This is a genomic window from Citrobacter sp. R56 (assembly GCF_016811995.1).
Classification (GTDB): domain Bacteria; phylum Pseudomonadota; class Gammaproteobacteria; order Enterobacterales; family Enterobacteriaceae; genus Citrobacter_D; species Citrobacter_D enshiensis.
The window spans coordinates 4,233,254-4,246,389 of sequence record NZ_CP069159.1 but is presented as its reverse complement, the minus strand read 5'-3'; the positions used below and the strand labels follow the sequence as shown (position 1 = coordinate 4,246,389).

Genomic DNA, 13,136 nt, shown 5'->3' with positions numbered 1-13,136 from the left:
AGGCCTGATGGCGCTGCGCTTATCAGGCCTGGGCAGAGGCCGCTTTCCGCTATTTCACCGTCCAACCCTTATAGCCGCTGACGTTGCTCTTATCGATCATCGTCACCGGGATCAGCACAGGCTCTTTCGGCGCAGGTTTCCCCTGTAGAATGTCATAGCCGATCTCTACCGCTTTTGCCGCCATAACCTGTGGATCTTGCGCAGGCGTGGCGACAAACAGCGAGTTCTCACGCTTCAGCGCCTCTTCTGCATCCGGGCTGCCATCGACACCGACAATAAAGAACTCGTTACGTTGCGCCTGTTTTGCCGCGAGATCGGCACCGATCGCCGTCGGATCGTTAATCGCAAACACACCGTCGATCTTCGGATTCGCCGCCAGCAGGGCGGTCATCACTTCCAGTCCGCCTTCACGACTGCCTTTGGCGTTCTGGTTATCGGAAAGTACCTTGATATCTGGATGTTTTTTGAATTCGGTCTGGCAGCCTTCCACCCGGTTCTGTACGGCAGATACCGGCGGCCCGTTGATGATCACCACATTGCCTTTACCTTTCAGGCGATCGGTGATGTATTTACACGCCATTTCCCCCGCCTGGGTGTTATTGGAGGTAATGGTGGCATCAGCGCCTTCCGCCGCGACGTCAACCGCGACGACCACGATCCCCGCGTCTTTTGCCCGCTTCACCGCCGGGCCGATCCCTTTAGAATCCGCCGCATTAAGAATGATCATGTCGACTTTGGCGGCGATAAAGTTGTCTATCTGCGACACCTGCTGGCCCAGATCGTAACCGCTGGAAACCAGCGTCACTTTCACGCCGTCACCCGCCAGCTTGCGGGCTTCCAGCTCCGCGCCTTTGGTTATCTGCACGAAGAACGGATTGGCAAGATCGCCCACCGTCACGCCGATCGATTTGAGATCTTTGGCCTGCGTAAACGGTGCTGCGGTCAGCAGCGCGCCTGCACAGAGCGCGGTTACTAATGGCTTCAAACGCATAGTCTTTTCCTCACGTAGGGTACTTTTTGTTGTCATTGCCTGATGGCGCTACGCTTATCAGCCCTACGGGCTTGTAGGACGGATAAGGCCGGCAGGTGTGTTATGCACTTTGATGATGTCGGGTACGGTATTTATCGATCAGCACCGCAATGATGATCACCGCCCCTTTGATCACCAGTTGCCAGAAGTAGGAGACGCCCATCAGTGTCATGCCGTTGTTGAGGGTGGCAATGATCAACGCCCCCACCAGCGTGCCGGTGATCGTGCCGATCCCGCCGACAAAACTGGTGCCGCCGAGGATCACCGCGGCAATGGCGTCCAGTTCGTAACCCATGCCCAGGTTGCCGTTGGCGCTGTACAGACGTGAGGCACTCATCACCCCGCCAAGCCCGGAGAGCAGGCCGCTCATGCCGTATACAAACAGCAGCACCAGCCACACTTTGATGCCGGTTAAGCGCGCCGCCTGCATATTGCCGCCGACTGCGTAGATATGAACGCCCAGCGTGGTGCGGCGCAAAATAAACCAGCACATCATAATGACCGCCAGCGCAATCACCACCAGCCACGGAATTGGTCCGAGATAGTTGTTGCCGATCCACTCGAAGCTGATATTGGAGTTAATCACCGTGGTGCCGTCCGCCAGCAGGTAGGCTGCCCCGCGCAACGCCGTGTAGGTGCCGAGAGTGACGATAAACGGCGGCAGTCCGGCAAAGGCCACCAGCGCGCCGTTAAACAAGCCCAGCAGCATGCCGAGCATCAGCGCGACGGGCACAGAGAGCATGGCGAATTCAGGGATCAGTGAAACCACCATCGCCGCCACCGCCGTGGTGCCAAGAATCGAACCGACAGAAAGATCGATACCGCCGGTCAGAATGATGAAGGTCATGCCCGCCGCTAACACGATGTTGATCGATGCCTGGCGGGTAATATTCAGCAGGTTGCTCTCGGTAAAAAAGTTGGGCGCGATAAAGCCAAACACGGCAACAATCAGGATAAGAATGGGCAGGATGCCGATGGTTTGCATCAGATCGCCCATCAGCATTTTTTTGGCGGAGGCGGATTTCGCCACCTGCTGGGGAGTGGGTGAATTATTCATGGGTGCCTCGCCTGAGGGTGGGAGTCGTTCGCGCCGGTGGCCAGCGTCATAATGTTTTCCTGAGAAATGTGTTTTCCGTCCAGCTCTCCGGCAATGCTGCCTTCGTGCATGACGTACACCCGATCGCTCATGCCGACGACCTCTGGCAGTTCGCTGGAGATCATCAGGATCGCCACGCCCTGGCGCGCCATGTCATTCATGATGCGATAGATCTCGCTTTTGGCGCCGACATCCACGCCGCGCGTCGGTTCATCAAGGATCAAAATGCGCGGACCAATCGCCACCCAGCGCGAAATCAACAGCTTTTGCTGGTTGCCGCCGGAAAGCCCGCCCGCCCGCACCTGCGCATGTGGCACACGGATGTTGAGTAACTTAATGGCATCGTCGGAGATCGTCTGCGCTTTTTTACGGTTGAGCATGCCCCAGGTGGCGTCACGCTCCAGCGTCGCCATGGTGATGTTCTCCGCCGCTGCCAGCTCTAAAAACAGCCCCTGTTCTTTGCGGTTCTCGGTGAGATAACCGATGCCATAGTCGATGGCTTCGCGTGGGGAGTGGATCACCACCGGCTCGCCATCCACTTCAATCATGCCGCCGGTGGCTTTGCGTACGCCAAAAATCAGTTGCGCCAGTTCAGATCGCCCGGCGCCGACCAGTCCTGCCAGGCCGACAATTTCCCCGGAACGCACCAGTAAACTGCACGGCTGCACTTTGCCGCCGTCGGTCAGGTGATGCACGTTCAGGCGCACATTTCCGAGTGGAATATCGCGCTCTTTGTTAAACAGATCGCTCAGTGGCCGACCCACCATCATGCGCACCAGTTCGGCGGCGTTGAGTTTGTCGCGGGTCAGGCTGCCGACGTACTGCCCGTCGCGCAGCACGCTGACCCGATCCGAAAGCTCGTACACTTCCGCCATGCGGTGGCTGATATAGATAATCGCCATCCCTTCATCACGCAGGCGCATGATCAGTTCAAACAGGCGGTGGGTTTCACGCGAGGAGAGGGCGGCGGTGGGTTCATCCATCACCAGAATTCGGCTGTTGCGGTGCAGGGCGCGGGCGATTTCCACCTGCTGTTGTTCGGCGATGGTCAGCCGCATCACTTTATCGCTGGCTTTAAACTGTGCGCCGAGGCGGTCGATAACCTGCTGCGCCTGAAGAACCATCTCTTTGCGTTGCACCAGTCCGCCGCGCGACAGTTCGCTGCCGAGGAAAATGTTCTCAGCGACCGTCAGGTTCGGGGCGAGCTGCATCTCCTGATAAATCAGGGTAATGCCTGCACTCAGGGCATCTTTTGGCCCTTTGATATGGAAAGGCTGACCGTCAATCAGGATCTCGCCGCTGGTGGCGCTGTACGCCCCGGCAAGCACCTTCATCAGGGTGCTTTTTCCCGCACCGTTTTCACCCATCAATGCGTGGATTTCGCCGGGATATACCGTCAGATCGACCCCTTTCAGTGCGTAAAATTTGCCAAAGGCTTTGGCAATATTGCGCATCTCCAGAACCGGTGCCCTGCTCATGGCGGATCTCCTGCGGGGTTGTCGATATCAGCAGTCCATCACAGGAAAGTAAATGCAAAATGTCAGAAGCCGTTCATATTTGTCATAGTGATATTTTTCTTCATGGAGCGTGATATGCCGCAGCCTGGGCGTCACTTTTTCGCCAGCGCGCGCGGGCGATTGCTGTTCTTTAACCTGCTGGTGGTGGCGGTCACGCTGATGGTGAGCGGCGTGGCGGTGCTCGGTTTTCGGCACGCCAGCCAGATTCAGGAGCAGGTACAACAGCAGACGGTTGATGATATGACCGGCAGCATGAATCTGGCGCGCGACACCGCCAACGTGGCGACGGCGGCAGTGCGACTGTCACAGGTGGTTGGCGCGCTGGAATATAAAAGTGAGGCGGAACGCTTACAGGAGACGCAGCGTGCGCTGAAACAGTCGTTGGAACAACTGGCCGCCGCCCCGCTGGCGCAGCAGGAGCCGGACCTGGTCGCCCGCATCATCCAGCGCAGCAACGAACTGCAAACCAGCGTGGCGGGCATGCTCCAGCGCGGGCAGCGACGGCATCTGGAGCGTAACGCGCTACTGAGTTCGCTGTATCAGAATTTGAGCTATCTGCGGCATTTGCAAACGATCAATGCGGCGCAGGATGCGGTGTTGCTTGCTCAGATGGACAGGCTGATTGTGGCGGCCATCGAAACGCCCACGCCGCGCTCGGTGGTCAAGCAGCTGGATGGCGTGATGCCTCTGTTGCCAACGCGTAACGCCCGCCCGCTGGTCAATGGCATCCTCAGTGACTTCAATCAGGAATTACTCCAGCTTGAACCGCTCTCGGCGGCGCTGGAACAAAGCGATCTGGCGATCATCTGGCATATGTTCCACATCAAAGCGCTGGTGGCGATCCTCAACAGCGACATCAATCAATATGTGGCGCAGGTGGCGGCCAGTTCAGAGCAGCGTGTGGCGCAAAGCCATCAGGAGTTGCAGTCTATCATCATGTTTATCATGACATTTGCCCTGCTGGCGATTGTCATTACCGGTTTTGCGGGCTGGTATATTTATCGCAATCTCGGCTCCAACCTGACGGCTATCTCGCGGGCAATGACCCGCCTGGCACACGGCGAGTCGGACGTCAGCGTCCCTGCCTTACAGCGGCGCGACGAACTGGGAGAGCTGGCGCGTGCGTTCAACGTTTTTGCCCGTAATACCGCCTCGCTGGAGCACACCTCGCGCCTATTGAAGGAAAAAAGCACGCAACTGGAACTCGACCGAATCGAACGCAAAGGGCTGGAGGAAGCGCTGCTGCACAGCCAGAAAATGAAAGCGGTAGGGCAACTGACGGGAGGGCTGGCGCATGACTTTAACAATCTGCTGGCGGTGATCATTGGCAGTCTGGAGCTGGTTAATCCCGACTCGCCGGATGCGGCGCGTATTTCGCGGGCGTTGAAAGCGGCGGAACGTGGGGCGTTGCTGACCCAGCGGTTACTGGCCTTTTCCCGCAAACAGTCCCTGCATCCCCATGCGGTGGAGTTGAGAACGTTGCTGGAGAATCTTGGCGAACTGATGCGTCACTCGTTGCCCGCGACCCTGACGCTGGACATTGAAGCCCAGTCGCCCGCCTGGCCCGCGTGGATTGACGTTAGCCAACTGGAGAATGCCCTCATCAATCTGGTGATGAACGCCCGCGATGCGATGGAGGGGCAGATGGGTACCATCAAAATTCGTACCTGGAACCAGCGAGTCACCCGCACCAGCGGGCGCAAAGAGGATATGGTGATTCTGGAGATAGCGGATCACGGCTGCGGGATGTCGCAGGAGATCAAAGCGCAGGTTTTTGAGCCGTTCTTCACCACCAAACAGACCGGCAGCGGCAGTGGCCTGGGGCTGTCTATGGTGTACGGATTTGTGCGCCAGTCCGGCGGACGGGTGGAAATCGAGAGTGCGCCGGGGCAGGGAACGATAGTCAGACTGCAACTGCCCCGCGCGATTGTACCTGTTGCGACCGCTGCGGAACCGTTGGCAGAGGAGGATGTGGCCCGCACGGATAAACTGGTTCTGGTTCTCGAAGATGAGGCCGATGTACGCCAGACGCTGTGCGAGCAGCTGCATTTGTTGGGCTACCTGACGCTGGAAGCCGTCAACGGCGAGCAGGCGATGCAGATGCTCGCCGCCTCCTCAGAGATCGACATTTTTATCAGTGACTTAATGCTACCCGGCGGGTTAAGCGGCGCGGATGTGGTGAATCATGCGCTGAAACACTATCCCCATCTGACGCTGCTGCTGATCAGCGGTCAGGATTTACGCCCGGCAGACAATCCTGCACTGCCGGATGTGGCGCTGTTGCGTAAACCGTTTACCCGGGTACAGCTTGTGCAGGCGCTGCATCAGGCAGTGATAAAAAGCGACAGTGCGCCAGCGAATGTGGCAACAGAACAGCAGACGAATTGAGAATTCAGAAGGTGCTTACATTGGGTTTGCGCGCGTGATTCAGAGAATCAAAAATTTCGGCGAGTTTAGGCATTCTTAAGGCGTGGAAGCAAAACAGGTGATGTTAATCTGAGCAAATACTGTCTGATTGGGATATAAAAGGAATTATGCCGGTACTGACAAAAGGTGACTCACAGATGATTGTGATGCCCACAACGTACAGCCCAATGACTGTCGCCCGCTCTTTTAACGTCGTGGAAGAATTTGAACTTTCAGGACGGGTTTTGCACGTCATTTATGACCCTCAGACGCCAAGAGCGGCCATTATCGAAGCGGACGTTGAAATGTTTGAAGGCGTTCCCCGCCATCGTGTCATTGCGGCTCTCGATTTACAGCGAAAAGACGCCTTAGGGAAGGATATCGTTGCCGTTGAACGCTGTTGGGAAGAGACCAACGTGCTTCAGGTGGAAGGTATCTGTGTTGAACCGGTTGAACGCGATAAAGGGTTGGCGACACGTTTGTATGAGGCTCTGATTCTGCGATGCGGTATCACGCTTATCAGTGATTTTGAGCAGTACGATGGTGGGAAAATGCTCTGGCAAAAGATCGCGCGTGAGTCCGATCAGATTTCCGTTTTTGTGTTAGATACGGAACAAGGGGCATTCTGGCCCTATGATGGCAGTAAGGTCATTTATGATGGCGGCTGTATTCCTGAGGAGCGTATCTGGAGTATTTCTCCGGATCAAAAATGCCAGGGGGTCGTATTGGTTGCAGAGGACAAACGGCGCGCTAGCCAGTTAATGGCAGCGACGGCGTCCTGGCGAAATTGAGATTCCTCCGCTACTCCCCGCGTTTACCTTTTATTAACGTAGAGCCAGCTCACCTGCGAGACTGGTCTTATGAAACGTTACTCTATCGCTCTGTTACTGAGTCTGTGCACTTTAGGCAGTCCACTGGCCTATGCCGACATTATCGATGACGCCATCGGCAACATTCAGCAGGCGATCAGCGATGCCTATAAACCCGATAGTGACCGCCGCTATGACGATGACTCTCGGTATGACAACGGGCAACGGCAGATGAGTGACGATCGCCGCAGACAGTACGACGACAGGCGTCGTCAGTTTGAAGACCGGCGTCGCCAGTTAGACGAGCGCCAGCGCCAGCTCGATCAGGAGCGTCGTCAGCTAGAAGATGACGAGCGAAGGATGGAAGAGGACTACTACCGGTAGCCGTTAATCCTTCGCGGTTTCGGCACACACTCTGTCAGCGTTCGTGATAATACAAAGTGCGCGTTTACCCTTTGGTTTCGGGCTGAACCGCGCTGAGGCGATTGCCATGCCCGGCGAGGCGAGGGACTAAAAAGCCCAACGCGCCCCCTGCGAACAGGCCAGTACAAAAGACTATCCACACAAACTCATGAGTGAATAATGCCCTGGCGCTAAGCGCATGGGGAATGAGTTCGTAAACCAACGAGATCGCGCCGCCGATGGCCGCGCAGGCGAGGCTGCGCCAGTAACGTGAGTCGTAAATTCTGTCCGGCAGGCAGGCGCTAAGTACCCCTGTCGCCAGCGCCGGGATCGCGCCGATTAGCCACGTTAATACCAGAAACTGTGGTAACACTCTGCTGATATCGAACAGCAATTCCCACGGAGAATCTCTAAAATAGAGCGCCGTGATGGCGGCGGTGAGGGGAACGCCGGTAAACGGCCCCAACACAGTAAACCAGCAGGCATGATGGATAATACGGTGTGTTTTTATGTTCACAGGTTCCCCCTCAGCGTGTTTTCTCTGCAGGGAAAGTAGTCTGCGTAAGTGAAGAGACGATGAAGTGGCGTTAATCCAGCACAATCTCCATTCCGTCAAAGCCCGCTTCAATGCCTTCCGGCAGCGGGTTTTCCATCAGCCACAGGTCGAACTGATGGCTGATGTGGGTGAGGATCACCCGTGGGCAGCGGAGGACGTTATTGAGTGCCACGACGGTATTTAAATCACAGTGGTTACGCGCAGGCTCCGCGCGCGGTGCGTGGCTACAGTCGATAATGATCGCCTGCGGCTGATTGTTCAGCAGAAATTTCAGCGTTTTGTCTGGCAATCCGGCGGTGTCAGAAAGCCACGCCACGCGGCTGTACGCGGTTTCCAGCAGATAGCCAAACGTCAGCTTTGAGTGATTCAACGGCAGCGGCGTGACCTGTAATCCCTGCAAATCAAACACCACAAACGGCTTCACCGTGTGGCTGAAATCCAGAATACCAGGATGCTTAAACAGATCGTCACAGCCCTGCTCGTCAGGCGGGCCGTATACCGGGATCGTCGCACCCACGCCCCAGCGAAGTGGAAACAGTCCCTGGACATGATCCATGTGGTAGTGCGTGAGCAGAAACTGATGGAAAGATCCGGCAGGCCAGCGATCCATAAGATCGTGCAGACCAGCGTCCAGCAGCGTTACCGCGTCGTTGAATTTGAGTGATCCACTACAGGGGCGGCGGCGATAGTGCGCCTGCAAACGCGCGCGACGACAGGCGGCGCAGTCGCAACCAAAAGCGGGCACCTGCTGTGCGCCGCCGGTGCCGGTTAACGTGATGGTCAAACTCATCGTGTCTCCCCTTGTCGTATCGTGCCGGATGGCGACGCGAGCGTCTTATCCGGCCTACGTACCTCACAACGTTTTGGTGAAACGGAAATGGCTCCGTTCATACCCTTCGCGCAGGTAAAAACGGTGCGCGTTGTGACGCGTCACGCTGGTGGAGAGCTCGGTCATTTCTGCCCCCGCCTGGCGTGCTTCCTCTTCTGCCCATGCCAGCAGCCGACTGCCGACTTTTCCCCCGCGCGCATGCGGCATCACCACCAGTTCCTGAATTTCGCCAATCCAGTTGGCGTGATGCAGATGAAACTGCAAATGCAGGCCAATCATGCCAACGACCTGGCCGTCGAGCAGCGCCAGTTGGTAGCGCAAATTGCTATCCTGCAAATTAGCGGCAAACCCGGCGCTAAAGGCCTGGCGGTTAAATTCGGCCTGCTTTAGCTCGCAGATCAGCGCGTAAACATCGTCGCTATCTGCTGGGGTGGCATGGCGTAGTTCACAGTCAAACATCAATTTTCTCCTTGCGACCCATCAGCGTGAGTAACGCATCGACGGACTGCAATAAACTTCCGTCGTTATTCAGCTTATGACAGTTAAATGGCGCGTAACGGGCGGCGCGTTCGAGGCGAGCGGCGATCTCCGTTTCATTTTCTCTCCCGCGAGCCTGTAAGCGCTGGCGCAGGATAGCAGAAGAAACCTCTAAACAGACAGGAAGCAGCGATATACCGTAGCGTGCCTGCGCTTGCGCCAGATGCGCGCGTGAACCGTTGACCACCACGTCGAAACCGGCGTGTAGCCAAAGGTCAATCTCTACCCCTATGCCGTAATAAAAGCCGTTGGCGTGCCAGCTTAGCGCCAGCAAATTCTGCCCGGCGCGGGTAAAAAACTCGTGTTCACTGAGGGCGATATGGTTTTCATGCCCGGCGTTGGCCGACCGGGTGATATAACGATGCGCCACCAGCAACTGCGCAGGTTCCTGTTGGCGAAGTTCCGCCAACAGGCTGTCCTTCCCGGAGCCGGATGGCCCCATCAGCCAGATCAGTTTTCCCATCGTCAGAACACCCTTTTTCCCTGCCGCCAGACATGGTCGATATGAATATGATCGCCTTTGCGGTGCGCCAGCACCAGGTCGGCGCGTTTGCCTTCGGCTATCACGCCGCGATCGTCAAGGTTCAGCGCCCGTGCCGGGTTGCGGGTGACTAGCCGAATTGCCTGCGGCAGCGTAAAGCGGTTGGCTTCGTCATCTGCGACGCGAAACGCCGCATCCAGCAGGCTGGCGGGATAGTAATCCGACGAGAGGATATCCAGCAGCCCCATTTCCGCCAGCGTATGCGCCGCCACGTTGCCGGAGTGCGAACCGCCGCGCACGATGTTGGGTGCGCCCATCAGCACGTTCATTCCATGCTGGCGAGAAGCAAGTGCGGCGTCGAACGTGGTAGGAAATTCGGCGATTACGCTGCCAAGTTGATGTGACTCCCGTACATGATCGTGGGTGGCGTCATCATGGCTCGCCAGAGCGATATGCCGCTCGCGACACAACTGTGCAATGGCGGTACGGTTCGGCTGCGACCAGCGCGCCGCAAGCTGAAGCTGTTCCTCTTCATAGCGGGCCATCTGCTCATCGGTGAGAGAATATTTGCCCTGATAATATTCGCGGTATTTTTCGCGGCTGGCGAACTGGCGCTGCCCCGGCGAGTGATCCATCAGTGACACCAGCGTCACCGGTTCACGACCCACCAGCTTTTCAAACAGCGGCAGGGTGGAGTGATGCGGCAGCTCACAGCGAAGATGCAGACGGTGCTCGGCGCGGTTGACCCCGCGCTTCTGCGTCTCTTCCACCGCGTTGATCATCTTCTCCAGGTTTTCCAGACGGTCGCCGCCGTCGCGCACATCGCCAATCGCCACCGCGTCCAGCACGGTGGTGATGCCGCTGGCGACCATCAGCGCGTCGTGACTGCTCATTGCCGAATGGGCGGGCCAGTCCACCTTCGGACGCGGGGTAAAGAATTTGTCGAGATTGTCGGTATGCAGCTCTATCAGTCCCGGCAGTAGCCAGCCGCCTTCGCCGTCCAGCGCCTCGGGAAGACGGCTCTGACTTTGCGCAAAGGCGCGAATCTCGCCATCCTGCATTTCCAGCGATCCGTGCACGACTTCATCTTCCAGCACCAGCTTTACATTGTTGATAATCATGCTGTTGTTCCCATCAGGTGCAAACGGTCCGCCACGCGCTCGCGCACGGCGCTATCGTGAAAAATGCCGACAATCGCCGCGCCGCGTGCTTTTGCCTCTTCAATCAGCGCCACTACCGCCGCGCTGTTTTTGGCGTCCAGTGAGGCGGTGGGTTCATCAAGTAGCAAAATGGGGTAATCGACAATAAACCCACGGGCGATGTTCACGCGCTGCTGTTCGCCACCGGAAAAGGTGGAAGGGGCGAGATGCCACAGCCGTTCCGGCACGTTCAAACGGGTCAGCAGGTTCGCGGCTTTGGCGGCGCACGCCTCGCGTGATACGCCCAGATCCAACAGCGGCTGCATCACCACATCCAGCGCGCAGACGCGCGGGATCACCCGCAGGAACTGGCTGACCCAGCCAATCGTTGAACGACGGACTTCCAGCACCTTACGGGCGGGAGCCTGTACCAGATCCACCCATTCGCCGCCGTGGCGAATGTGGATGTGTCCTTCATCAGGCAAATAGTTAGCGTACAGGGAGCGTAACAGCGTGGATTTGCCGCTGCCCGAGTGGCCGTGCAGCACTACGCATTCGCCCTTTTTTACCTCCAGAGAGGCGTTTTGCAGCACCGGCAGGCGCACGCCGTTTTGCTGGTGGAGCACAAAGGTTTTACTGACGTTTTCTACGCGGATCATGTTGGCCTCTTGGTTCTTTTTGCCGGATGTCCGATCGCCGGATGGCGGCGTTGCCTTATCCGGCCTACAAATGCATGTTTTTCGTAGGTCGGGTAAGCGCAGCGCCACCCGACACAATCAACGGTCAATTCTGTAAAACCGACGACACCAGCAACTGGGTATAAGGGTGATGCGGATCGTCGAGCACACGGTCGGTTAACCCACTTTCCACCACCTGGCCCTGCTTCATCACCAGCAGGCGGTCCGCCAACAGGCGCGCGACGCCCAAATCATGGGTGACAATCACCACTGCCAGATCCAGTTCCACCACCAGCCCGCGCAGCAGGTCCAGCAGTTTGGCCTGCACGGAAACGTCCAGCCCACCGGTGGGTTCGTCCATAAACACCAGCTTCGGGTGAGTGACGAGGTTACGGGCGATCTGCAGACGCTGCTGCATGCCGCCGGAAAAGGTGGTTGGCAGATCGTCGATACGTGAGGCGGGGATCTCCACCTCCTCCAGCCAGCGCTTCGCGGTGGCGCGGATCTCGCCGTAGTGACGCGCGCCGGTGGCCATCAGGCGTTCGCCGATATTGCCGCCCGCCGACACCTGACGGCGCAGACCGTCCAGCGGGTGCTGATGCACCACGCCCCATTCGGTGCGCAGCAGGCGGCGACGGTCAGCTTCGTGCATGCCGTACAACGAACGGTTCTGGTACTGAATCTCGCCCGACTGCGGCGTCAGGCGCGAAGAGATCGATTTCAGCAGGGTGGTTTTGCCGGAACCGGACTCCCCGACAATGCCCAGCACTTCGCCAGGCCACAGGTCAAAAGAGACATCGCTGAAGCCTTTGCCCGGCGCGTAGAGATGGGTCAGGTTGTTAACCGAAAGCAGCGGTTGCGTCATTGGTTGAGGGCCTCGCTCTGTTGGCGGCAGTAGTCGGTGTCGGAACAGACAAACATCCGTTTGCCGGTGTCATCGAGCACCACTTCATCGAGATAACTGTGGGTCGAACCGCAGATGGCGCACGGCTCATCCCAGGTCTGAACGGTAAACGGGTGATCGTCGAAATCGAGGCTTTCCACGCGGGTGTACGGCGGCACGGCGTAAATGCGTTTTTCGCGGCCTGCGCCAAACAGTTGCAGGGCGGGCATCCTGTCCATCTTCGGGTTATCGAATTTTGGAATTGGCGACGGGTCCATCACGTAGCGCCCGTTGACCTTCACCGGGTAGGCATAAGTGGTGGCGATGTGGCCGAAGCGGGCGATATCTTCATACAGCTTCACCTGCATGATGCCGTACTCTTCCAGCGCGTGCATGGTGCGGGTTTCCGTTTCGCGCGGTTCGATAAAGCGCAGCGGTTCCGGGATCGGCACCTGAAAGATAATGATCTGATCTTCAGTCAGCGGCGTTTCCGGGATCCGGTGACGGGTCTGGATCAGCGTAGCGTCTTCGGTACGCTCGGTGGTGTTCACTCCGGTGACGCGCCTGAAGAAGTTGCGGATCGACACCGCGTTGGTGGTGTCATCCGCACCCTGATCAATCACTTTCAGCACGTCCGGTTCGCCAATCACGCTGGCGGTCAACTGGATACCGCCGGTGCCCCAACCGTAAGGCATCGGCATTTCACGGCCGCCAAACGGCACCTGGAAGCCTGGAATCGCCACCGCTTTCAAAATGGCGCGGCGGATCATCCGT

The 13,136-nt window shown here is 57.7% G+C and carries 14 protein-coding genes; 3 read left to right on the top strand and 11 right to left on the bottom strand.

Translation table 11 applies throughout. The features are described 5' to 3' along the window. Positions 1–49 precede the first annotated feature (49 nt). The 3 genes from JM656_RS19990 to JM656_RS19980 form a co-directional block, all read right to left on the bottom strand. A complete protein-coding gene (locus tag JM656_RS19990; protein ID WP_203359258.1) occupies positions 50–991 on the bottom strand; it encodes an ABC transporter substrate-binding protein in 942 nt (313 codons plus the stop codon). A gap of 100 nt (positions 992–1,091) precedes the next feature. Beyond that, positions 1,092–2,087 carry a ribose ABC transporter permease gene (locus JM656_RS19985; RefSeq protein WP_203359257.1) on the bottom strand — a complete coding sequence of 332 codons (996 nt, stop codon included), beginning with the start codon at positions 2,085–2,087 and terminating at the stop codon, positions 1,092–1,094. Then, a complete protein-coding gene (locus JM656_RS19980; protein WP_203359256.1) occupies positions 2,084–3,604 on the bottom strand; it encodes a sugar ABC transporter ATP-binding protein in 1,521 nt (506 codons plus the stop codon). Before JM656_RS19980 ends, JM656_RS19985 begins: the two co-directional genes overlap by 4 nt. 114 nt (positions 3,605–3,718) lie before the next feature. Here JM656_RS19980 and JM656_RS19975 point away from each other — a divergent pair, with 114 nt between their 5' ends. The 3 genes from JM656_RS19975 to yjdP all read left to right on the top strand — a co-directional run bounded on the left by JM656_RS19975 (position 3,719) and on the right by yjdP (position 7,242). Beyond that, the gene (locus JM656_RS19975; protein WP_203359255.1) at positions 3,719–6,031 is read left to right on the top strand and encodes a hybrid sensor histidine kinase/response regulator; all 2,313 of its coding nucleotides are present in this window, start codon (positions 3,719–3,721) and stop codon (positions 6,029–6,031) included. Positions 6,032–6,207: 176 nt separating this feature from the next. After that, a complete protein-coding gene (locus JM656_RS19970) occupies positions 6,208–6,840 on the top strand; it encodes a GNAT family N-acetyltransferase (protein ID WP_203361339.1) in 633 nt (210 codons plus the stop codon). A gap of 69 nt (positions 6,841–6,909) precedes the next feature. After that, positions 6,910–7,242, top strand: a complete 333-nt coding sequence (gene yjdP, locus JM656_RS19965) for a DDRRRQL repeat protein YjdP (protein WP_203359254.1) — start codon at positions 6,910–6,912, stop codon at positions 7,240–7,242. A gap of 64 nt (positions 7,243–7,306) precedes the next feature. Here yjdP and JM656_RS19960 read toward each other — a convergent pair whose 3' ends face one another. The 8 genes from JM656_RS19960 to phnJ all read right to left on the bottom strand — a co-directional run bounded on the left by JM656_RS19960 (position 7,307) and on the right by phnJ (position 13,132). Further along, positions 7,307–7,777, bottom strand: coding sequence for a hypothetical protein (locus JM656_RS19960; protein ID WP_203359253.1), 471 nt, complete (start codon positions 7,775–7,777; stop codon positions 7,307–7,309). Between the two features lie 70 nt (positions 7,778–7,847). Beyond that, complete coding sequence (gene phnP / locus JM656_RS19955; RefSeq protein WP_203359252.1) at positions 7,848–8,606, bottom strand: phosphonate metabolism protein PhnP; 759 nt, start codon at positions 8,604–8,606, stop codon at positions 7,848–7,850. Positions 8,607–8,669: 63 nt separating this feature from the next. Next, positions 8,670–9,104, bottom strand: coding sequence for an aminoalkylphosphonate N-acetyltransferase (gene phnO / locus JM656_RS19950; RefSeq protein WP_203359251.1), 435 nt, complete (start codon positions 9,102–9,104; stop codon positions 8,670–8,672). Then, complete coding sequence (gene phnN / locus JM656_RS19945) at positions 9,097–9,645, bottom strand: ribose 1,5-bisphosphokinase (protein WP_203359250.1); 549 nt, start codon at positions 9,643–9,645, stop codon at positions 9,097–9,099. The genes phnO and phnN overlap by 8 nt, the downstream gene beginning before the upstream one ends. Before the next feature lie 2 nt (positions 9,646–9,647). Next, the gene (phnM, locus tag JM656_RS19940) at positions 9,648–10,784 is read right to left on the bottom strand and encodes an alpha-D-ribose 1-methylphosphonate 5-triphosphate diphosphatase (RefSeq protein WP_203359249.1); all 1,137 of its coding nucleotides are present in this window, start codon (positions 10,782–10,784) and stop codon (positions 9,648–9,650) included. After that, complete coding sequence (phnL, locus tag JM656_RS19935) at positions 10,781–11,461, bottom strand: phosphonate C-P lyase system protein PhnL (protein WP_203359248.1); 681 nt, start codon at positions 11,459–11,461, stop codon at positions 10,781–10,783. The genes phnM and phnL overlap by 4 nt, the downstream gene beginning before the upstream one ends. A 124-nt stretch (positions 11,462–11,585) precedes the next feature. Further along, complete coding sequence (gene phnK, locus JM656_RS19930) at positions 11,586–12,344, bottom strand: phosphonate C-P lyase system protein PhnK (RefSeq protein WP_203359247.1); 759 nt, start codon at positions 12,342–12,344, stop codon at positions 11,586–11,588. Beyond that, positions 12,341–13,132, bottom strand: coding sequence for an alpha-D-ribose 1-methylphosphonate 5-phosphate C-P-lyase PhnJ (gene phnJ / locus JM656_RS19925; protein WP_238929259.1), 792 nt, complete (start codon positions 13,130–13,132; stop codon positions 12,341–12,343). Before phnJ ends, phnK begins: the two co-directional genes overlap by 4 nt. Positions 13,133–13,136: the final 4 nt, after the last annotated feature.